Origin of the sequence: Candidatus Avelusimicrobium luingense, assembly GCF_902757105.1 — a bacterium.
Taxonomy (GTDB): Bacteria; Elusimicrobiota; Elusimicrobia; order Elusimicrobiales; family Elusimicrobiaceae; genus Avelusimicrobium; species Avelusimicrobium luingense.
The window spans coordinates 93,669-115,573 of sequence record NZ_CACVTK010000004.1; the positions used below are offsets into that span (position 1 = coordinate 93,669).

The following is a 21,905-nucleotide window of genomic DNA, read 5'->3' on the forward strand; positions in this document are numbered from 1 at the left end:
AGTAATACTATATCATTTTTGCAGTTTAAGTAGCGTGCTTAAAAAAGTTACTGTTTCGCGCGCGAAATCTAAAGGTGTTTTTTCGGGCGGAGGGGTCAGTAACACCCCATCTCCGCTATGTGATTTTGTAAATGCGACGTGCGCTGCACCGAAACGGTTGAAGAGTTCTGCCGGGAAATTTTCCGGCATGTGAAAGCGCCTTGCAAAAAGTAATTCTAATTTGCCGTCCGTATAATCTACGTGATAAATATTTAATTTTCCCGCAGTTTGACTGAGTGCAAATAACGCTGTCAGGTTATGTATTTCCGGCGGTACCGGGCCGCACAAATCGGCTAATCGCGTTAGGAGTTGTTGGGTTTGTGCTTCGTCTGCACCCATCAGCGCTTTGTAATATTTTAGACGTTCTGCGTCATCGGGTAAGTAATCGGGGGGAATATAAGCGGCCAGCGGTAAATTGACGGTAGCGCGCAGAGTGGGCTCGGCTTTTCCGCCGCGCAGTTTTTTGACTTCCGCCGCCACCAAATCACAATATAAACTTAATCCTACTTCGCTAATAGGTCCATGTTGTTTAACACCTAATAATTCGCCTGCGCCGCGTATTTCCATATCGCGTAAAGCGAGCCTGAAACCGCTGCCCAGTTCGCTAAATTCCATCAGCGCAGATAAGCGTTGTTTAGCGGCTTCGGTGGGATCTTTTTCGTCGCGTTCGTGCCAACGGACGGCGGCCAGATCGGCAAAGTTATTTTCTTCGTGCGGCGTTTTTTTGAATAACCAATCGGGGTGGAATAAATAGCAATAGGCTTTGGTGTTACCCCGCCCGATACGTCCGCGCAGTTGGTATAGTTGAGCTAGGCCGAAGTTATGCGCATTTTCTACAATCAGCGTGTTGGCGTTAGTAATATCCAAGCCCGATTCAATAATAGTAGAAGCGAGTAACACATCATATTTACCGTTGTTAAAATCCCACAATGTTTGTTCTAGTTCTTTTTCATCCATTTGCCCGTGCGCCACACAAATGCGCGCATGCGGCACTAATTTTTTGAGTAGTAATTCGCGCGATTGCATGCTTTGTACGCTATTATATACATAATAGACTTGTCCACCGCGGGCGATTTCACGCGAGATAGCCGAGGCGGCTAATTCATCGTTCCACGGAGTAACAACGGTTTGTATCGGCGTGCGCCCGCGCGGGGGAGTGTCTATGAGCGAAATGTCGCGCAAAGACGAAAGCGATTGGTTGAGCGTACGCGGAATGGGCGTGGCGCTTAACATCAGCGAATGGACACCGGCGCATTTGGCGCGTATTTTTTCTTTTTGTTTGACTCCGAAACGGTGTTCTTCATCAATAATCACCAGCCCTAAATTTTTGAAAGCAATGTCTTTACTTAACAGGCGGTGCGTACCGATAATAATATCACACAGCCCGTTGCGGATTTCCTGTACTACTTCTTTTTGTTCTTTTGGCGTTTGGAAACGGCACAGCATACGCACGTTGACCGGAAACCCCGCCATGCGTTTAGTAAATGTTTTATAATGTTGGGCGGTTAAAATAGTGGTGGGGGATAACATCATTACTTGTTTGCCCGATAGAACCGTTTTGAGCGCAGCCCGCATGGCTACTTCGGTTTTGCCAAAGCCCACATCACCCACTAAAATTCGGTCCATCGGTTTGGAAAGGGATAAATCGTGCAGCGTTTGGGAAATGGCTTGTTCCTGCCCCGGAGTTAAGATATAAGGGAAAGAGTCTGCAAATTCCCGTTCCATGCGCGCGTCTCCGGGTAAATCGGGGGCGGGCGTGGCTTGGCGCAAGGCCTCTAATTTCAAAATTTCCTGGGCCGTTTTTTGCGCCTCTTCTTTGACATGTTTTTTAACTTCTTGCCATTTGATGCCGCCCAAAACTGATAACGTAGGCCGCTTGCCGCCTACACCGATATATTTTTGTACTTTTTTGAAATCATACATTGGTACATATAAGCGGCTGCCGCGGCGGTACTCTATAATCAGGCAATCGGTAGGGTTTTCGTCTTTATCCATAATCTCTAACCCTAAATACCGCCCGATACCATGCTCTTGGTGAACGACATAATCTCCCGCTTGCAATTCTTTGAAACGGACCCGTTTGGCTCCTTCTACATCAAAACGGTTTAATACGCGCGTTGCATTATAACGTCGGTTGAGTAAATCGTTAGAAGTAATAAAGGCGAGTTTGTCTTTCGGACTATAAAACCCTTGCGTTAACGAAGAAATAACCAGTGGCACTTTCCCGGCGTGCGGTTGGTCGGCTAACAACGTACCGATACGGTCCAGTTCGCCGCGGTTAAGACAACAAATTTGTACCCGGTACCCTTGCTGTTGCAGTTGGAAAATTTCACGGTCCGCCAGTTCCATATTGGCTTGGAAACTTACCGGCGATTTTAGGCCTGCATTATGGGCCCCCTCGCGGGGCAGTTGAGTAATAAAACGTGCATTGGGGTGGGCGGTAAAATCAAAGGAACTGTCCGGTTCGTCAAATAACCAGACCGCGCCGGAAAGGTAATCGGCCAGCGTAGCCGGAGTTTGTTCAAAGCCGAGCGGTAAAATAACGACGCTATCTGTTTGGTTTTTAGTGTTTTTGGTATCCAAATCAAAAGCACTAATCATTTCTAATCGGTTGCCGGAAAAGTATAACCGCAAGGGTAACGGTTCTTGTGCAGAAAAAATATCTACTACGCTGCCGCGCACGGCATATTGTCCGGGGCTTTCTGTATAATCTTCACGCGTATAACCGATCTGCTCTAACGTATCTACCAATTCTTGGCGGCGGATCGTTTGTCCGCGCCGAAGTGTCAGCAAGCGGGTTTCAAATTCATGGCGTGTCGGTAACGCCGCAGTCAGCCCCGCATAATCAGTTATGATAAATTGGAAATTTTTGGGGGCGATAAGTAATTGATACAAGGCGGCGATGCGCCCGTTATCTGTGGGCGGGAAAGTAAGGATTTGCGTGTTTTCCGGGGAAAATTCGCGTGCGGCGGCTTCAATATCATCGCTGTCATTTTCGGTTACCAAAACCGTTTTTGGCGAGGTGGGTAAAATTTCCCGGCAGATAAAATACGCCTTAGCCGCCCCATTGGGTAGCCCGTAAATAAAAGAAGAAAACGGCGGTTGGGTATCCTTCATACGCGGATAATTCAGTTAAATTAAAAACTTTCCGGTTCCGTTCCGGTGATAAAGGCTTCTAAAAATTTATTGCGGTCGGCCGGCGTAGCCAATTTGCCGGTAATGGGATTGATATACGAGAATGAAATTCCTTCCGGAACGGCAAAATCATCATTGGGTTCATCTTTCAAAATCTGTTCCATAATTTCCGTCCACCAGCGTGCCGTGGTGCTTCCGGTAAAGCGGGCACCGTTTTCGTGGGAAGTATCATCATCATATCCCATCCATGCGGCGGCTGCGGTGTGCGGTGTCATACCGACAAACCACATATCGCGGTGACTTTGTGTCGTTCCGGTTTTTCCGGCGATGTTACGCCCAAGCCGTGCTACATACGCACCGCTTCCGCGTTGGGTTACGCCTTTCATCATATTGATAAGTAAATAAGAATGTTGCGGAGAGAACGCAGCGGTTTCTACCGGGATATGTTGTTCTAAAATGCGTCCGTTAGCGTCTTCCACGCGCTCTATATAATAGTTATCGGTGTGGATACCGCCGTTGGCAAAAGTAGTTAAAGCGGCTAAATGTTCGTCCATTTCCACGACGCTTACCCCTAAAGCTAAGGCCGGAACGTTGGGCAGTTTGGCCGTTAACCCGGCTTTGCGCGCTACGGCAATAACGGCTTTGGGGGAAACGGCATCAATTAAATTGACCGCTACTAAGTTTTTAGATTTTTCCAACCCTTTGCGCAGCGTTACCCACCCTTCACTCTTGCCACCGTAGTTTTGCGGAACCCACACATTAAAATCTTTGCTGGCAATAAAAGATTGTTTGGCTAAATCTAAGGAATATAAATCGGCATTTTCATTAAAAGTGCGCCAGTTGCGTCCGTCGTAATAGAACATGGTGGGCAAATCTTTAACAAGTGTCGCGGGCGTGTATCCTTTTTGCAAGGCGGCCATCCATACATAGGGTTTGAAAGACGAACCCGGTTGGCGTTTGGCTTGGGTGGCGCGGTTGAATTTGCTTTCGTCAAATTCGCGTCCGCCCACTAGCACCCGCACCGCGCCGGACTTAACATCACGCACCATAAAGGCCCCTTGTAGACGGGGATAATCGGTGCGTTCTTCTGCCGGGGTTTCTTCTTCGTCTTGATTGGGGTTTGGTGCATCGGCTTCCGAGTCGTTGGGGTCAATTTCTATACCGAGCCCTTTAGCCACTTGTTCATCATACTCTTGCAACTTGCGGTTCATGATTTCTTCCGCTTTGGCTTGTTGGTCAATATCTAATGTAGTATAAATGTTCAGCCCGGCTTTCCATAATACGTCCATGCCGTATTTGGGCTCTAAAATACGGCGGATATATTCAATAAAGTATTGCCCCGGTTTCTTTTCCAGTTGCGGCGGTTTGACCGGGAGAGGTTCGGTCTTGGCCTTTTCCAGTTCCTCTTGCGAAATGTAATTTTGTTCGTACATGACATCTAATACTAAGTTGCGGCGTTGGCGGGCCAGTTCGGGGTTGGCAAAAGGATTGTAACGCCCCGGAGCCGGAATTAACCCAACAAGCAAAGCGGCCTCACCGGTGGTAAGTTCGGATAAATCTTTGTCAAAGTATTTTTTGGCGGCCGCTTTGACGCCATACGCTCCGCTGCCTAAATAAATTTCGTTTAAGTAAAGTTGTAAAATTTCGCGCTTGCTGAATTTATGCTCAATTTGAATAGCCAAAATAATCTCGCGGATTTTACGGATTAGTTTTTTCTCTTGCGTTAAAAACACACCGCGCGAAAGTTGTTGCGTTAACGTAGAGGCCCCTTGTTTAGCGCGTCCGGTAATTAAGTCATGCAGTAACGCGCGGATAATACCGCGAATGGAAAATCCGGCATGTTTGAAGAAATCGCGGTCTTCCATGGCGACGACGGCATTTTGTAAATCTACCGGAATATCTTCCAACGGTACCATGCTGCGTTTTTCAATGGAAAATTCGTGAATTAACTGGTTGTTACGGTCGTACACTTTGGTGGTTAAAGACGGGGTATATTCTTCCATCTCATATACCGGTGGCAAGCCCGAGAAAATATAACGCATAAATACTGCGCTTACTAAAATCAAAACGAACAGTCCGGCTAGCGCAGTAAAAATAAACGGTTTAGAAAAGAAAAAACTTTTTCGGGCCATATATACAAATTATATCAAAAAGCCCCGCGTCGCGTTTGAACTTTACGTGTCGGTGTGAAAAATACGTCCAAACTTTGTAAAATAGAAATACTTTGTAGCATTTCCTACTTAATAAGAGTTATTTTTATGGTACGCAAAACAGTAAAAAAACAATCAAAATCTGTTAAACGTGTGGGGAAGCAAGCCACCCCAAAAACAATCCAGGGGGAAACGTTTTACGGATATGATTTTGTGTTGATTACGGATATGGATACGGGGCGTAGCCGGCAACTTGGCGGCCCGGTACACCAGCCGGCTACTATTTTTCAAAAAGATCCGGTCCACCGTTTGGCTTGGGAAGAAACGCTTAAACGCGGCGTTTACCATTACGAGTGGCTGTTTACCCGCGGAAAAACACGCAAAGTGTATCAAACTTCCTGTGTGTCTTTGCCGTTGCCGGACAGCCAAACGGCGGGGATATTATCTTTCTCGCGGGATATCAGCCGACCGGTAAGTTACGGGAACATCTCGCTGGAATTGCAAGAACCGGTTGCCCCGCGCACATTCGCTCAATTGCTTTTAGCCACCCGTGAGACCGAAAAGAAAGGTATTTCAAAAGCCTTGCATGATGAGGTGGGTTCCAGTGCGGTCATGCTAACGGCGTTGTTAAGTTTGGTACGTGCCAGCGTTAAAACCGGCAACAGCAAACAGGCCTTGCGCGATTTGGAACAATTAGACCAACAACTCAAAGAAAGTATTGAACGGTTAAAAAATGTAATCGTTTCATTACGTCCGCCCTCTTTGGAAAATAAAGGCGGGCTTGAAGGGGCTATACGTGATTTGTTAGAAAACGTAAGTTCGTTAAGCCATATCCCATATACTTTTGATTATGATGAAGAAGGCGATCATTTCGGGTTGTCTGATGATGTAAAAATTTTACTGTATCGTATTGTACAGGAAGCGCTGACAAATACGGTCAAACATGCCCATGCAAAACATATCCGTGTACAACTTAAACGGGTAAAAAACGATATCAACCTGTTAGTATGTGATGATGGTATGGGGTTTGATCCTGACCAACAACTTTCCATAGAACATATCGGATTGTTGGCCATGAAAGACAGCGTAGAATTATTGGGGGGCTCTATTACTGTAAAGAGTGCGCCGGGGAAAGGCACGCAAATTACAGTAGTTTGCCCATGTGTTGTTTATGGGGGAAATTAGTATGAAAAAAATTGTACTGGCAGATGATCATGCTATTGTCCGTACCGGTGTACGGGCTGTATTAGAACGGCTGGGACAGAAAATGCAAATTTCGGCGGAGTTATCTAACGGAAAAGAATTGGTGGAATATGCCAAAACGCATCCGGACGAAATTTATATTGTAGATATCTCTATGCCGGTTATTAACGGTATTGATGCGGTAGAGCAGATGGTAAAGTGCCATCCGGATATTAAAATTGTGATGCTCAGTATGTATGATGACCGAATATCGGTAGAAAAATCACTCAAAGCCGGAGCCAAAGGATATATTGTTAAAGTATCTGCTGCCGATGAAATTATAAATGCTATTGAAGAAATCTGTGCCGGACGGTTTTATCTGTGTAATAAGGTTTCTAAATATATTGTCCAAGGATTTTTGGGAAAAACAAATTCGCGTAAACGTGATGCAACGGGGCTTACTCCCAAAGAAAAAGAAGTATTACAGTTGATTGCCGAAGGGTATAGCAGCAAACAAATTGCCAAAACATTTCATTTGTCGCTTAATACCATTCATGTGCACCGTAACAATATTATGAAAAAATTGGGTATTCATAAACAAACCGAACTGGTGCGCTTTGCCCTTAAAGAAGGGATTGCCCAATTATAAGGAAAGAAAACTATGCGTATTATTGCTGGTACAGCCCGTGGACGCCGGATATTTTCGGTATCTAAAAATTTACCCGTCAAACCGATTTCGGATCGGATCAAACAATCGGTTTTTGACATTATCCGTCCGCGTTTGCCCGGCGCCATGATGCTTGATTTATTTGCCGGAACGGGGAACGTGTCGTTAGAGGCTCTTTCGCGCGGCGCTTTGCGTACCGTGATGGTGGACCGGGAGCCTGCCTGTATTAAAAATATTCACCGCAATTTGGAACATTTGGGATTTGTTGACCGTGCGAAAGTTTTGCGCGGAGACGTGTTAAAACCGTTAGATTATCTGCTTGCGTATAGCGATAACGAAGGGTATGACATTATTTTTATGGGCCCGCCGTATCGCGATATCAATAATAAGATGTTGGCCTTGTCCGAACCGGCACTCGCCAACGTGGCACAAGCAAGGTTGCTGGCTCCGAACGGTATTATCATCTTACAAACTCACAAAACCGAAGAATTTGCTGTCCCGGCAGCGTTGGAAATTTACCGCGTGGAAAAATACGGTGATACGCTGGTCCATTTTTTGCGCGCGGTGCGTGCCAAATCGGAGAGTACCCATGCAGAGTGATTCGCATGAACTGAATTTTTCCAAAATCAAAACTTATCGCGAATGTCCGCTTGCCTATAAATATAAGTATATAGAAGGTAAGCGGGAAGGCTTGGTGCCGGCGTCTTCCTTGGGGGTTTCTATTCACCGCACCTTGGAGGCCTACCATGCCCAAAGCAACGACCCAAGCGAACTGCTTTCCTATTATGATGATTGTTGGATGGGGGCCGGATACGCCAGTGCGGGCGAACAGATGGAATGGTACTTGAAAGGGAAACGCATGTTGGAAACGTATGCCCAACGCGAGTATGAACGTAAAACTGTCGTAGATAGTACCGAGCGTGAATTCATTTTTCAGGAAGGCGAGTGGACGCTTCGCGGAAAAATTGACCGCATTGATAAACTCCCGGACGGTTCGTGGGAAGTGATAGATTATAAAACAGGAGCAGATGCGGATGTTACCGCCGCGGTAACCGATTCGTTGCAAATGGGTATTTATGCGGTTGGCGCGCGGCGCGCATGGAATATGCAACGGGGAAAAGCCACCTTTTATTTTGTGGCGTTTGACCAAGTGCAAAGTGCTCCGTTTGAAGCGTTTGATGAACGCAAAATCATAGATACTTTTATTGAAACAGGTAAAAAAATTGTGGCGCAAGATTTTTCGCCCAATTGTGCTAATTGCCCCAACTGTTTGTTTAAGGATCGTTGCGATCAAGCCGTTTTACCACCTGAAAATTAACAGGATTACCCACAACAGGCATTTAGGTCTTTAGACCCAGCCGGCCGTTGGGCCTTTTTTTCGCTTGCATGCTAAAAATTTTTTTTATTACAATAAACGCATGAAAACATTACATAAAACATTAGGAACAGTTGTGCTTTTAGGCACAGTAAGTATAAGCGCTTATGCGCAAACTAATCTGGTAGAAGAGGCAGCACGAGGCCTTGAAACTGTAAGTAAAGTAACAAAAGAAATGCCGAATGCTGTTCGCAATACGCTTACCCGTTCTATTTGGGAAGCGCAAACTACTCAGTATCGTGAAATTTTCCCGGATATGGGAGTAGGTATCCGTAATAATGAAGAATTGACCGTAGCCCCCTTAGATTTCGTAAGAAGTTCTGCGGGAGATGCCGTCGTACGCGATTTGGAGCAAGCTGACAAATTGATTGCGGTGAAAGCCGGCAGTGAGGCCCGCGTAAAGGCCATGTTAGCACCCAAATTTGTACCGTTTGAGCCATCACAAAAAGTGTCTTTGGTGGGGATGAAAGAGTTTTTCTCGGCTACGCCGGCTCAATCTCCTCGTTGGGTAGGGCTTTTCGGGCTCAATCAATGCGTTGGGGTGGCTATTGTGAGCAAACAAGGCCCGCGCGTATTGCGTGTCAGCGTGGCTCACGTTGACGGAAGAACCCAAATCGGGGAAGGCCAATCCGATACGTTTTTCAAACAAGCCGTAGATCCCCGTGCCACAACAGTAGATGTATATTTATTGGCAGATAATCACAAGGGGTTGGAGGCTCCTCAGGCGGAAAATTATTCCAACCCGGACTGGAATGGCACAGAGACCATGTCTCCTTGGCAAATTGTGCAACAGATTAAGGAACGATTAGAACCTTTCTCTGCCCGTAATATACGGTATCATGAACAATTAGCCGGTGTGCCGCAATTTGCCGTCAATACCGCTACCGGACAATTGAGCATGGACGTTGCATTCCCGCGCGATTTAAATTGGACGCCGGAAAATGAGATCCACTTTAATAGAGGCTTAAGCAACGTGCTTGTACCGGCGGAATTATCACCCAGCCCGGCTATGGAAGCGGTTTCCTTGCGTCAACGGTACCCGCAAAATGTATCCGGCCCGGTACGTCAAACCTTCCCGGAAGAAGGGGTGGAAATTGCGAACGATGCCGATTTGACTTTGCGACCGATTGGGGGAACTCAAAACACCCCGGTAACGACCCCGAAATCCCGAGCCCCTTGGATGGTCGGTACAGTGTTTGAGGGTATTCCCAATGCGCCGATACGGGAATATTTCCCCGGTATGGGTTATATTTTAGACGACGCGGATGGTACGTTCGTTCCGGAACGCTAAACGCGAGTTATAAAATTTAGCAAACACCCCTTATTTAGTTAAGGGGTGTTTTTAAACTCCGAAACATCGCTCTTTTTAGTAAAATTTTGTTATAATATATACAAGGTAAAAAGCCGCAGGTTTTACCTGCGGAATTTTTTGCCTAACAAAACGCAAAGAAAATTAGTCTATGAAAACGTACGAAAGTGTAATTATCGTAAGACCCCAACTCTCCGACGGAGAAGTGGGTGAATTCGTGAACAAGGCCAAAGCCCTTATCACGAACAAAGGCGGAGAAGTAACCAGCGAAGAAAAATTGGGTCGTCGTAAATTTACCCATGAAATCAATCACGTTCGCGATGGTTTCTATCTCTACTTGAAATTCAAAGCCGAACCTTCTTTTATTAAAGAATTTGACAATGCTTTGAAACTCAACGAAAATGTACTACGCTCCATGACGATGAACGCCGTGGAAGTAAAAGCCAAACCGGCTCCTGTCGTAGTCAAATAAAAAGGTTAACGTATGCCAGCAGCAATCAAATTGCCGGAACAAAACATAGTCCTTCTAGTCGGACGGTTGACACGTGACCCTAACGTGGCATTTACACAGAAAGGTCAAGCCGTGTGCCGTTGTGATATTGCGGTGAACCGCAGATATTTAGATGCTACCACAAACGAGTGGAAAGATGATACTGTGTTTGTTCCCGTTGTGGTTTGGGGCTCGGCAGCCGATCGGTGCAAAGACCGCATGAAAAAAGGTACGCCTGTCAGTGTAGAAGGCCGCCTTACATTAAGCGAATATACCGATAAAACTACGGGTCAAACCCGCCGCAACTTGCAGGTTACGGCCCGGCGGATTCAATTATTAGAGTCCGCAGCCGCCGCCGGAGGCGCCTACGATGACGGCGCACAAGCGGCCGCAAAGGACGACGTTCCCACTACGGAAGTAATGGAAGACGACGTTCCTTTCTAAACTAAAAAATGAGGAAACAAATGTCCGAAGAAATTACTAACACTCCCGCTGCCGAGGCTTCTACGTCTGCGGCCGCCCGCCCGGAAAGACCCGCGCGTGCGTTTGGGAAAAAGCGCTTTGAAAGCAGACGTAAAGTTTGCAAACTCTGCGCAGAAAAAATTGACAACATCGACTATAAGAACTTCCAGTTCGTAAAGTCCTTCACCATGGAAAGCGGCAAAATTTTGTCTCGCCGCATTACCGGCACTTGCGCCAAACACCAACGCCAAATCACCAAAGCGATTAAGCGTGACCGCAACTTGGCTATCTTGCCGTATTCCTTACCCAAAAAATAAGTTGGAGGACGAACATGAAAGTTATTTTGAAAGAAAACGTCAAAAATTTGGGAATGGTGGGTTCTGTTGTTGAAGTAAAACCCGGTTATGCCCGCAACTTTTTAGTCCCGCACCACTTGGCGGAAATCGCCACCGAAGGCGCGATTAAAAATTGGCAACTCGGCGCAGAACGCCGCCAAAAACGCATTGATGCGGAACTCGCCGAAGCGCGCAAAATCGCTGAAAAATTAACCGGCGTAGTATTGCCTTTTACCAAAACGGTCAATGCCGATGGCGTAGTGTTCGGTTCTGTCAACAAAGCCGACATCTACAAAGCGTTGCAAGCGTTGGGTCACAAAATTGCCAAAGACTCTATTGAACTCAATATGCCGATTAAGGCCTTGGGTGAAACGGAAGTCGGCATTTATTTGAAACCGACGGTTACTGCCACCATCAAGGTACAAATTAACCCCTTGACCACGGTAGAAGAAAAAATCGCCGACGCCAAACCGGAAGCGAAAGCCGAAGAAAAGGCCGAAACCAAATAAATTAGCCGTTTGCGTTTTGTATTTCCCCATACCTTTCGGGGTATGGGGAATTTTTATAACTGATGATTTATACGATTTGTTTTTTCTTGATATGGGGATATATCACTTTTAAACGTGGTGATTCTACACGTTTGAGAATGACACTCCTTTTTGTATTGCTTTTTTTAGGTTTGTCCCAACTGGCCCGCATTTTTCTCTATTTCTTATATCCGGCTATCTTTGATACGGTTACTTGGACGCAATTGTTAATTAGTATGGGGCGAGGTGTAGTGTATGATTTTTCTATGCTTTGTCTAGTGGGCGGCCCGGTACTTATCCTTTTGAATTTACCCCTACGTTCCCGCGTTTATCAACGTATTGTGGCTGTTCTGGCTATTGTTGTGTTGGAAGTGTATAGTTTTTTATGGATAGCAGACATTGTCTATTTCAAGTATGTCCAAAAACATATCGGTTCGGCCATATTTGATTTCTTCTTATCGGTTCCGTTAATCGTTAAAACGGCCATCTACTCTTATTGGCCGGTTTTGCTGGTGGCGGGCGTATGTATGTCGGCGGGAATTTATGGGGCTTATGTATATGCTTGCCGTTTGACTCCGGTGCGCAAAGGCCCTATTTTGTATGAAGGTTTGTTTTTGTTTCTGTTAGGGTTTTTCTTATGGTTTGGCGAACGGGGATATTTTTTTTGTTTTCAAGCCATTTCTACGCAATGGGCTTATACCCAACAAATAGAGCAAGGACATTTAACCTTAAACGGAGTGTTTAGTGTGGTGTATAGTTTGAATCCGTCGCGCTATATTCTGTCTGCCAAAGCCCATCATACGCATCCGTCTTTGCAAGAAATAGGAAATGAAGAAAGCCAACAAGTCACGCAAGAATTACTTATCATGCCTGGAGAACAACCCGATCCGCAATATCCCTTTCAACGCACCCGTACCCGATTTACCTATGCAAAAGCCCCTAAAAATATCATTATTTTGGCACTGGAAAGTTTAGACGCGCGCTATATAGATGCCTTATCCGGTACGCAATATGGGGCGACTCCCCATTTGGATAAATTAGTACGGCAAGGACTTAGTTTCAACCGGTTTTACTCATGTACGGACGGATCTAGTTTGGTGGGAATCGGAGCGTTGATGTCCGGTGTGTGCAAAGTAGCAGGGTTCCCTTATTATAGCCGTGGACTGGAACAAGTGAACCAACGTGGGTTGGGTGATGTTTTACGTCAGGCCGGATATGAAACGGTTTTTGTGCGTGCTTGCGAGGACGGTTCTATGTATATCGGTCCGATCAGTCGCTTATTGGGGTTTGATTCTTACGGAACAGAACGAATCCGCAAAGAATATGGCGCTTCCGCGGTGTATGATGCAGATGCCCTACACGTATTGGCCGAAAAGATGAAACAAAGTTCCCAGCCTTTTGCCGGATTTTTCTTTTCTACAGCCACCCATGAGCCGCTGGGTATGTTGCAACCGAAACACTTTTCAGCCGAATTGGAACAAAAATTCCAAGGGGAACCGTATTTATTGGCTTTATCTTATACCGATTGGAGTATCGGGCAATTTTTAGATACCTTGCATCAAGAAGGGTTAGATAAGGATACTGTATTTATAGTAGTAGGGGATCATATCCGCAGGGAACGCCCGGTCAAAGGGGGGGAGCGTTTTCACGTTCCGTTTATTCTGGCGGCTCCGGGCATTATCTCTGCCGGACAAACCGAGGTAGTAGCCGGACAAACGGATGTTTTGCCCACGATAGTAGATTTGTTGCATATATCTGTACCATACGCGGCTATGGGGAAAAGTGTTTTGGCAGATCCCCATAAAACATGGACTTTTGTGAATTTATCCGAAGATGACTTTGGATTTGTGACACCGGACGGGCTGGTGCGTGCAGATAGTAAATCGGATGTGCACCGCGCTATGATTGCGCTAAATAAAGCGGTTTACTTAGCGCTTAAAAATAACCGTTGGGCCAAATAAACTGTTTGGATATGATACTCCCCCTTTTTCTAATTAGTCCTAATTCATTTTTTCATTTCCAATCGGGTGTTAAATTGCTACAATACTCTTATCCCTTTTTTACCCACAAAAAAGGGCAGGACTTTTTTCTCTTTATGAGGTAGTATGTATGGCAACAACAAGTAATTTATTGGAAAACCGTGTTCCCCCGCAAGCATTAGATGCCGAAATGGCCGTTTTAGGGGCCATGTTATTATCTGCCGAAGCGGTGGATGATGCGTTAGAAATTCTCAAACCCGAACATTTTTATAAAGAAGCCCACCAAAAAATTTATGCGGCTATGCAAACCTTAGCCGAACGCGGTCAAGCCGTTGATATCGTTACATTAAGCGAAGAACTTAAAAAGAACAAACTGCTTACCCAACTGGGCGGCGAAGTGTATTTAGCGCAATTGGTAGATAAAGTCGTTACGACGGCACACGTCAAACACTATGCCGAAATTGTGTATAAGAAATTTGTCGTGCGCGATTTAATTCAAACCGCCACTCACTTGGTCCAACGCGCTTATAAAGAAGAAGATGATGACCCGCAGATTTTGATTGATTCGGCGGCTGATCAAATTTATCGCTTGAGCCAAAGACAGAAATTATCCGGGTTTATTTCGGCTAAAGAATTTGCGCCCGAAGTAATGCGTGTATTAGAGCAGGCCATTAAGGATAAAAATACCATTCAAGGTGTTCCCACCGGGTTGGATACGTTTGATTATCGTACCGGGGGACTTCGCAAAGCGGACTTAATTATTTTAGGTGCGCGCCCCAGCCAAGGGAAAACGGCACTGGCGCTTAACATTGCCCATCATGCGGCGGTAGAGTGCGGAATTCCGGTTGCTTTTTTCTCGTTAGAAATGGGTAGGCACAGTATTTTTCAGCGTATGTTAGGTTCGGCTGCACAAGTGGAAATTTCTAAATTACGTAACGGTTGGATGGAAAAAGCGAAATGGGGTGATTTAACCCGTGAACTCGGTCGGTTAGCCGCCTCTCCATTTTTTATAGATGATACATCCGGCATTTCCATTACCGAACTTCGTATGCGTGCGCGCCGGTTAGACAGCGAACTTAAAAAACAAGGCGGCAAAGGGCTAGGGCTTATCGTTATTGACTATTTGCAGTTAATTCGTGGCGGAGAACGGCGGGTGGAAAGCCGCCAACAGGAAGTGAGCGAAATTTCCCGCATGCTTAAAGATTTGGCCCGTACGTTAGAAGTGCCGGTGATGGCCCTGTCGCAGTTGAGCCGTAAGAACGAAGAAAAAGGCCGTGCGGATAAGAAGCCAATGCTTTCGGACTTGCGTGAATCTGGTTCTATTGAACAGGATGCTGATGTGGTGGCCTTGTTGCACCGCAATTGGTATTACTCACACGATGATGCCGAGAAAAACAAAGCCACGCTGATTATTGCTAAACAACGTAACGGCCCGGTGGGAGAGATCGATTTGGCCTTCTTTGGTGAATATGCGTTATTTACCAATCCGGCTCCCGAGCAAATGGAAAATGCCCAAGGGAGCGCGGGAAATACGGAAATTGGGCCGCTGCCGGAGTAACGTATGAGCGAAACGTTTTTGCGTCCCACTTTTGCCGAAGTAGATTTGACCAAACTAGCCGCCAACTTGACGCGCGTTCGCACGCAAGTAGCGCCTTCAGTCAAATTGCTTACGCTGGTAAAAGCCAATGCGTACGGGCACGGGGCGGTGTCGGTTAGCCAATTTTTACAGGAAAAACAACTGTGTGAATTTCTAGGTGTAGCCTCGGTGGAAGAAGGCATGCAACTGCGCCAAGCGGGGGTAAAATTACCTATTTTGGTGTTGGGAAGTATTTACCCGTTTGAAGCGTTTGAATATGCTATTAAAAACAAACTGGCCGTTACGATTGCCAGTTTGGAAGCCGCCAAGGCAGTATGTAAAATTGCCGAAGAACTCAAACAACCCGCGTTTTGCCATGTGAAGCAAGATACGGGAATGGGGCGTATCGGTACGCGCCGCGGTAAAGTGGTAGAGGTGTTGGAAGCATTAGCCAATCATCCTTATATTGTGTTGGATGGGTTATATTCTCACCTTTCCAGCGTAGATACCGACCCTGCCTATACCGAAGAACAAATCGGTTATTACCGCGATACGTTAACCAATATGCAACTGCGCGGTATCAAGGTCAACTATCGCCATTTAGCGGCCTCGGCTGCGCTAGTGGCCCGGCCCGATATCCATTATGATATGGTGCGCCCCGGACATAGTGCGTATGGGTTGGAAAAAGGATATCAACCGATTTTATCACTCAAAACGCAGATTGTGTATGTGAAAGATGTTCCTGCGGGTGCGAGTATTAGTTACGGGCGTAGTTTTATAGCAGATAAACCGCTTAAAGTAGCCACGTTGCCCATAGGTTATGGGGATGGTTATTTGCGCGCACTTTCCAATAAGGCCGATGTGCTTATTAAGGGGAAGCGTTGCCGGGTACTTGGCAATATCACCATGGATATGATGATGGTGGATATTACCGGTGTGGCCCCTGTGCAAGTAGGCGAAGAAGTAGTAGTGGTGGGCAAACAAGGCAGCGAAGAAATTACGCTGGCCGAACTGGCTCAAAAGGCCGGGACGATTGATTACGAATTATGCACGCTTTTGTCGGCTCGCGTGCCAAGGGTGTATAAAAGATAATGTTTAAGGCAGTAGGAAAATATATGACGAATTTGCTGAGCCAAGTGGGTGGTGCCGCCCGCATGGTTAGTTCGTCTGCCTTTTGGACGTTACATGCTCGGTTTGAATGGCATCAAGCCGTAGAGCAAAGTGTGATTATCGGCGTAGAATCGTTTGGTGTAGTGGCACTGACCAGTTTGTTTACCGGCATGGTGCTTGCGCTGCAGGCCGGTAATACGATTGGCAATATCTTCGGTGATCCGATTTTTGTGGGTACGATTGTAGCCTTTTCGCTCATCCGCGAATTGGGCCCGGTGCTGACGGGGGTCGTTATTTCCGGTCGGGCGGGGGCAGCCGTTACGGCGCAAATCGGTACGATGGCCGTTACCGAACAAATTGATGCACTCTATACGTTAGGGACAAATCCCATACGTTATTTAGTCATTCCGCGTATGTTTGGCTTTATGCTTACAATGCCCATTTTGACGCTTTTCTCCAATATCTTCGGTATTTTAGGCGGCTATTTAGTAGCAGTGTATGCACTGGGGGTTCCCGGTGAAGTATATTTAACCGATATTACAACCTTTATGGGCGTGAGCGATTTTATGCACGGTTTTATTAAGTCGTTCCTGTTTGCGTTTATGATAGGAACGGTCTGCTGTTATAAAGGGATCAGCACGCGCGGCGGAGCCGAAGGGGTAGGTAAATCTACCACCGGGGCCGTCGTTACGACGATTGTGTTAATTTTAGTATTAGATTATTTCTTAACGGCTATTTTGACCGCATTTGGAATTTAAGTATGATAGAAATACGCAACTTACAAAAAAACTTTGGCGAAAAACAAGTCCTTAAAAATGTCAATTTGACGATTGAGGAAGGCAAAGTTACGTGTATTTTAGGCGGTTCCGGCTGCGGGAAAAGTACATTGATTAAGTGTATGATCCGTTTGGAAGATGCTACAAGCGGCCAAATTCTCGTCAACGGAAAAGATATTACCAAAATTACCAGCGAGATTAAACTCTCCGCTATCCGCCGTCACTTTGGGTATTTATTCCAGGAAGGGGCTTTGTTTGACTCCATGACAGTGGGGGAAAATGTGGCGTTTGGGCTAAAATACTTAACCAACGTGCCGGAAAGCGAATATCCTAAAATTATCCGCGAAAAATTGGCTTTGGTGGGACTTAAAGAAGATGTGGCTAAATTAAACCCCAGCGAACTTTCCGGCGGTATGAAAAAACGCGTTTCGTTGGCGCGGGTACTTGCCGTTAATCCCAAAGTCATCTTATATGATGAGCCGACAACCGGGCTAGATCCCATTATGTCGGATATTATCAGCGATTTGGTATTAGATTTAAAAGCCAAACTGGGGGTAACTTCAGTGGTGATTACGCACGATATGCGCTCGGCTTTCAAAATAGCCGACTATATCGCGTTTTTATATGAAGGACAAATTTTACTGTACGGCACACCGGAAGAATTTCGTAAAACGGATAATCCGTATGTGAAACAATTTGTGAGCGGTTCCAGTCACGGGCCGATTCAAATGAAACTGATGCGGGAATAATCCGCCTACTTTTAAGGGAGAAAATAATTCATGACAGCAGAAACAAAATTAGGCATTTTTACTATACTTGGACTAGTCGTCTTTGGTTTTTCGCTTTATTTTTTAGGCGGCCTTTCCGTTACGCGCACTTACGACTTAAACGTCAAATTTGAAGATGTTTCCGGCCTTCCGGTTAAAGCCCCTGTTAAATTGTCGGGCGTAGAAGTCGGTAAAGTTAAAAAAATTAAAATTGAAAACGGTGACGTTATTGTCGTTACCGAAATTAACCGCGAAATCCCCATTCACCGCGGGGCACAATTTTCCGTAGTGATGACCGGTATTATCGGCTCTAAATACTTAAAAGTAGTACAAGGCGATGAAAATGCCCCTGCCTATCAAAACGGTGATTATTTAGACGGTGTTGATGAAGTTCCGTTAGATGTTATGGTCACGCAAACCATGGCAAGTATCAAAGATTTTGTAGATAGTGTCAATAATCAAGGTGCATTTGGGGCGCGCTTAAACGATACGATGACCGAAGTGCGCCAACTGTCTGCCAACTTAAATCAAATGGTGGCTACCTTGCGCCCGTATATGACGCGCACCATGGAAAATTTGGACTCGGCCAGCGTTAAGTTGGACGATTTAATGGCTAAAGCCGATGCCCTTATTACCAGTATCAATAACGGCGAGGGTGTTATCGGCAGTTTGCTAAAAGATCCGCAAATGAAAGAAGAAGTGAAAGAAAGCGTAACCGATTTGAAGTCCACTATGGCTGAAGTCAAAACCTTTGTGGGTAAGATGAGCCGCTTTAAAGTGTATTGGGATTATGATTTCTTCTATATGCCCGATGCGCATTTATCCTCCAGTGATTTAGCCCTTGAAATTTACCCGGCCAGCGGTTATACATTTTACCGCGCGGGAATGGCTAACTTGGGCAACGAAGATGACCGGCTTAAAGAGGGAGATTATATAGAGAAAAACAAATTTGATTTGCGCTTCGGGTTGTATAACGATTGGGCCAAACTGTCTGCCGGTTTAATTCGCGGCGGTGGCGGTGTGGCCTTGGAATTACAACCGTTCAAAGATGTTGATTTCTTAGAAAGATTTACCTTTACGGGCGAATTTTATGATTGGGGCCGCGACCGCACCATTAACGGACGCGACTTTAATAAGCCGAATTTAACCTACGGGGTAGATTTCCGGTTTAACCGCTATTTCTCCATGGGCGCGTGGATGCGCGATGCGTTGGAAACTAACGATTTTGCCGTTAAGGCCAACTTGTCGTTTAACGACCAAGATATCTCCTCGTTCTTTGGGTTAGCCGCTATGGCGGGCAGCAGATAAGTATGAAATTCAAAACGGTTTTTGTCTGTCAGAAATGTGGCTATGAATCTGCTAAATGGGCCGGAAAATGCCCGGAGTGTGGAGAGTGGAATAGTTTAGTGGAAGAAGTCAAAGCGCAGGAAAGCAAAAAAGCCCCCGCGCGCACGCGCAGTTTTACCGATTTTTCCAGCGAAGTAGTAAAACTTGCCGACAGTAAATCCGTAAGCGAAGTGCGTATTCCTACGCATATTAGTGAATTTGACCGTCTTTTATGCGGCGGGCTTGTCAAAGGGCAATTAACTCTTTTGGCGGGTGCGCCGGGTATCGGCAAATCTACGCTGATGTTGCAGGTGGCGGCGGAACTTTCCAAAACACAAAAAGTGCTGTATATTTCCGGCGAAGAAAGTATCAGCCAAATTTCCGGCCGCGCGCAACGCTTGGGTGTGAAAGGGGAAAACATTTTTCTGTTGTGTGAAACCGATATTCAGAAAATTGTAGAGATGGTGAAAAATGTCAACCCGGACGTGCTGATTTTAGATTCTATTCAAACGGTCTATCATCCCGAATTTACTTCTTCTGCCGGTACGGTAGCGCAAGTGCGCGAGTGCACGAGCGAACTCGTGCGGCTGTGCAAACCCAAAGGTATTATTACGTTTGTTTTGGGACATGTAACTAAAGACGGCGAACTGGCCGGCCCTAAAATTTTAGAGCATATGGTGGACGCCGTATTGTACTTTGATACGGAAAAAGATAATGTTTTACGCCTTTTGCGCCCGCATAAAAACCGTTTCGGCTCTACCGATGAAATCGGTCTTTTCCGCATGAGCGCCAGCGGACTCATTTCGGTAGAAAACGCGAGTGAATGTTTTGCCGAAACGTCGCGTGAACGTGCCTTAAAAGGCCGCGCTTATTCTCTGGCGCTGGAAGGTTCGCGCCCGCTACTCACCGAAGTGCAAGCCCTTGTTTCGCCAACGCGCTTTCCTTATCCGCGCCGCGTGGCTACCGGAGTAGATTTGAACCGCTGTTTAATGCTTTTTGCCGCGCTTGAAAAACATATCGGATTGTCACTGGACAATAAAGATATTTTTGTCAGTTTGGCAGGCGGCGCCAAGTTAAAAGACCCCGCTTTAGATTTGGCTATTTGCGCGGCGGTCATCAGTTCGTGCAAAGATTTCCCGATTGCGCACGATAGCGTGTTTATGGCAGAAGTGGGTATTTTGGGGCAAGTCGCCAAAGTGCCACTTATTGAAAAACGTATGGATGAAGCGCGCCGTTTGGGCTTTACTAAAACCTATACGGCTATGCTTTCCAAACAAGAAAAATCTAAACTTAACGGTATGACGTTAGTGGAACTGGCTGACCTAAACGGATTGGCAATGAAACTACGGTAAATATGATTCCTTAAAGATTCAATGGCACAAACTAAAATAGTTTGTGCCATTTTTCAAAAAGATTTGTTGTTAATACATTACCGCCAAAAATACACGGCTAAAATCACGGCCCCTAATATCCACCGGTAATAGACAAATACATTAAATGTATGTGATTTAATGTATTTCATCAACCAACCGATTACCAACACCGCCCCCAAAAATGCACTTGCAAATCCGGCTAATAGGGCTCCGTTCAAATCGGCGGGGGTTAATTGGGTGATTTTTAATACCGTGGCCCCTGCAATAATCGGCGCGGAAAGTAAAAAAGAAATACGCGCACTTGTGCTGCGTGAAAGACCTAAAAATAAGGCGGCCGTAATGGTGATTCCGCTGCGTGATACGCCGGGCATCAACGCCAATGCTTGCGCACAACCAATCAAAAATACCGTCATAAACGGAACATCAAAAAGGGGGTTGCTTTCGGCTTTTGCTTTTTTGTCTGCCCAAAAAAGTACCGCCGCAAAAATCATCAAATTGATGGCAATTAAAGCAGGACTGCGAAAGGTGTTTTCCGCTAAATCTTCAAACAGAAAGCCCAATATGGCGGCCGGAATGGTTGCCGCCGCCAAATACCATAGCATGCGGCCTTCGCGGCTTTTGGGCGCGGTGAGCCCTTGCTTGATAAGCACCCACCAATCGCGCCAAAAATAAAGTAGTACCGCCAGCAATGTTCCCGCGTGCAAGATAACATCAAAGGCAACCCCCTGATAAACTTGCCCGCGCAAATACGGCAACAAAACCAAATGTGCCGAACTTGAAATCGGCAAAAATTCGCCAAGGGCCTGTAACAAACCAAGCAAGATAGCATTTGTAATAGTCATTTTATTCTCCCGCGGAAATTTGTTTGAAATTTCCGGAATTGTCCATTTCCAACACGGCAAACGAACCCGGTGAAAACGGACGGATTTGTCCGCACAGTAAGTTGTGCACACAGGTAATATTGGGGTTGTGCCCGACGGCTACTATCGTATCTGTTTTTGCTAACCGTTCGCGCAATGCGATGGCTACTTCTTCGTCACTAAAAAATCCGTTTAGCCATTTTACTTCTTCTACGGGTGCATGTAATTTTTCGGCAATAAATTGTGAAGTTTGTTTGGCTCGCAACAAAGGGCTTGTCAAAATAACCGCGGGATGCAAAGATAAACCGGCCAGTTTCGCGGCAGTGGCGGCGGCTTTTTGGCGGCCTTCATCAGATAACGGACGCAAAGCGTCGCTTGTTACTTGGGCGACGAATGCAGATAAGGCATGGGCGTGTCGTACTAAAATTAAAGTTTTCATACAGCGTTTGTTAAAAAATGTAATAATA

Annotated in this window: 20 protein-coding genes; 16 read left to right on the top strand and 4 right to left on the bottom strand. The window is 46.0% G+C overall.

Annotated elements, in window-relative coordinates; translation table 11 throughout:
- Nucleotides 1-12: 12 nt before the first annotated feature.
- Together ACQY3H_RS04840 and ACQY3H_RS04845 are read right to left on the bottom strand one after the other, a co-directional pair.
- Complete coding sequence (locus ACQY3H_RS04840) at nt 13-3,156, bottom strand: transcription-repair coupling factor (protein WP_428075419.1); 3,144 nt, start codon at nt 3,154-3,156, stop codon at nt 13-15.
- A 20-nt stretch (nt 3,157-3,176) separates the two neighbouring features.
- Nucleotides 3,177-5,306: a penicillin-binding protein 1A gene (locus tag ACQY3H_RS04845; protein ID WP_428075421.1), complete on the bottom strand. Its 2,130-nt coding sequence runs from the start codon at nt 5,304-5,306 to the stop codon at nt 3,177-3,179.
- Nucleotides 5,307-5,432: 126 nt separating this feature from the next.
- On the opposite strand from ACQY3H_RS04845, the gene ACQY3H_RS04850 reads away from it, so the two are divergent.
- From ACQY3H_RS04850 to radA, 16 genes are all read left to right on the top strand, one after another.
- The gene (locus ACQY3H_RS04850) at nt 5,433-6,509 is read left to right on the top strand and encodes a sensor histidine kinase (RefSeq protein ID WP_428075423.1); all 1,077 of its coding nucleotides are present in this window, start codon (nt 5,433-5,435) and stop codon (nt 6,507-6,509) included.
- A 1-nt stretch (nt 6,510) separates the two neighbouring features.
- On the top strand, nt 6,511-7,155 hold the full coding sequence (locus ACQY3H_RS04855; RefSeq protein WP_428075425.1) for a response regulator: 645 nt from the start codon (nt 6,511-6,513) through the stop codon (nt 7,153-7,155).
- 12 nt (nt 7,156-7,167) lie between these two features.
- Nucleotides 7,168-7,773, top strand: a complete 606-nt coding sequence (locus ACQY3H_RS04860; RefSeq protein WP_428075427.1) for an RsmD family RNA methyltransferase — start codon at nt 7,168-7,170, stop codon at nt 7,771-7,773.
- Nucleotides 7,763-8,491, top strand: a complete 729-nt coding sequence (locus ACQY3H_RS04865; protein WP_428075429.1) for a RecB family exonuclease — start codon at nt 7,763-7,765, stop codon at nt 8,489-8,491. The genes ACQY3H_RS04860 and ACQY3H_RS04865 overlap by 11 nt, the downstream gene beginning before the upstream one ends.
- Before the next feature lie 100 nt (nt 8,492-8,591).
- Entirely contained in the window at nt 8,592-9,839 is a 1,248-nt protein-coding gene (locus ACQY3H_RS04870) for a hypothetical protein (RefSeq protein WP_428075432.1), read from the top strand.
- A gap of 169 nt (nt 9,840-10,008) precedes the next feature.
- Nucleotides 10,009-10,329, top strand: coding sequence for a 30S ribosomal protein S6 (rpsF, locus tag ACQY3H_RS04875; RefSeq protein WP_428075434.1), 321 nt, complete (start codon nt 10,009-10,011; stop codon nt 10,327-10,329).
- A 12-nt stretch (nt 10,330-10,341) separates the two neighbouring features.
- Nucleotides 10,342-10,791 carry a single-stranded DNA-binding protein gene (locus tag ACQY3H_RS04880; protein ID WP_428075436.1) on the top strand — a complete coding sequence of 150 codons (450 nt, stop codon included), beginning with the start codon at nt 10,342-10,344 and terminating at the stop codon, nt 10,789-10,791.
- Between the two features lie 20 nt (nt 10,792-10,811).
- Complete coding sequence (gene rpsR / locus ACQY3H_RS04885; protein ID WP_428075438.1) at nt 10,812-11,126, top strand: 30S ribosomal protein S18; 315 nt, start codon at nt 10,812-10,814, stop codon at nt 11,124-11,126.
- 14 nt (nt 11,127-11,140) lie between these two features.
- Entirely contained in the window at nt 11,141-11,653 is a 513-nt protein-coding gene (gene rplI, locus ACQY3H_RS04890) for a 50S ribosomal protein L9 (RefSeq protein ID WP_428075440.1), read from the top strand.
- Nucleotides 11,654-11,790: 137 nt separating this feature from the next.
- Entirely contained in the window at nt 11,791-13,632 is a 1,842-nt protein-coding gene (locus tag ACQY3H_RS04895) for an LTA synthase family protein (protein ID WP_428075442.1), read from the top strand.
- 148 nt (nt 13,633-13,780) lie between these two features.
- Nucleotides 13,781-15,208 (top strand): replicative DNA helicase, encoded by a 1,428-nt coding sequence (gene dnaB, locus ACQY3H_RS04900; protein ID WP_428075444.1) that lies wholly within the window; start codon nt 13,781-13,783, stop codon nt 15,206-15,208.
- 3 nt (nt 15,209-15,211) lie between these two features.
- Nucleotides 15,212-16,318, top strand: a complete 1,107-nt coding sequence (alr, locus tag ACQY3H_RS04905; protein ID WP_428075446.1) for an alanine racemase — start codon at nt 15,212-15,214, stop codon at nt 16,316-16,318.
- Between the two features lie 23 nt (nt 16,319-16,341).
- Nucleotides 16,342-17,094 (top strand): MlaE family ABC transporter permease, encoded by a 753-nt coding sequence (locus ACQY3H_RS04910; protein ID WP_428075448.1) that lies wholly within the window; start codon nt 16,342-16,344, stop codon nt 17,092-17,094.
- 2 nt (nt 17,095-17,096) lie between these two features.
- Nucleotides 17,097-17,861, top strand: coding sequence for an ABC transporter ATP-binding protein (locus ACQY3H_RS04915; RefSeq protein ID WP_428075450.1), 765 nt, complete (start codon nt 17,097-17,099; stop codon nt 17,859-17,861).
- Nucleotides 17,862-17,891: 30 nt separating this feature from the next.
- Nucleotides 17,892-19,187 carry an MlaD family protein gene (locus ACQY3H_RS04920; protein WP_428075452.1) on the top strand — a complete coding sequence of 432 codons (1,296 nt, stop codon included), beginning with the start codon at nt 17,892-17,894 and terminating at the stop codon, nt 19,185-19,187.
- Nucleotides 19,188-19,189: 2 nt separating this feature from the next.
- Nucleotides 19,190-20,557: a DNA repair protein RadA gene (gene radA / locus ACQY3H_RS04925; RefSeq protein WP_428075454.1), complete on the top strand. Its 1,368-nt coding sequence runs from the start codon at nt 19,190-19,192 to the stop codon at nt 20,555-20,557.
- A 77-nt stretch (nt 20,558-20,634) separates the two neighbouring features.
- Here the strand turns inward: radA and ACQY3H_RS04930 are convergent, their stop codons facing one another.
- The gene (locus ACQY3H_RS04930) at nt 20,635-21,420 is read right to left on the bottom strand and encodes an undecaprenyl-diphosphate phosphatase (protein ID WP_428075456.1); all 786 of its coding nucleotides are present in this window, start codon (nt 21,418-21,420) and stop codon (nt 20,635-20,637) included.
- A 1-nt stretch (nt 21,421) separates the two neighbouring features.
- Complete coding sequence (locus ACQY3H_RS04935; RefSeq protein WP_428075458.1) at nt 21,422-21,877, bottom strand: SixA phosphatase family protein; 456 nt, start codon at nt 21,875-21,877, stop codon at nt 21,422-21,424.
- Between the last annotated feature and the right edge of the window lie 28 nt (nt 21,878-21,905).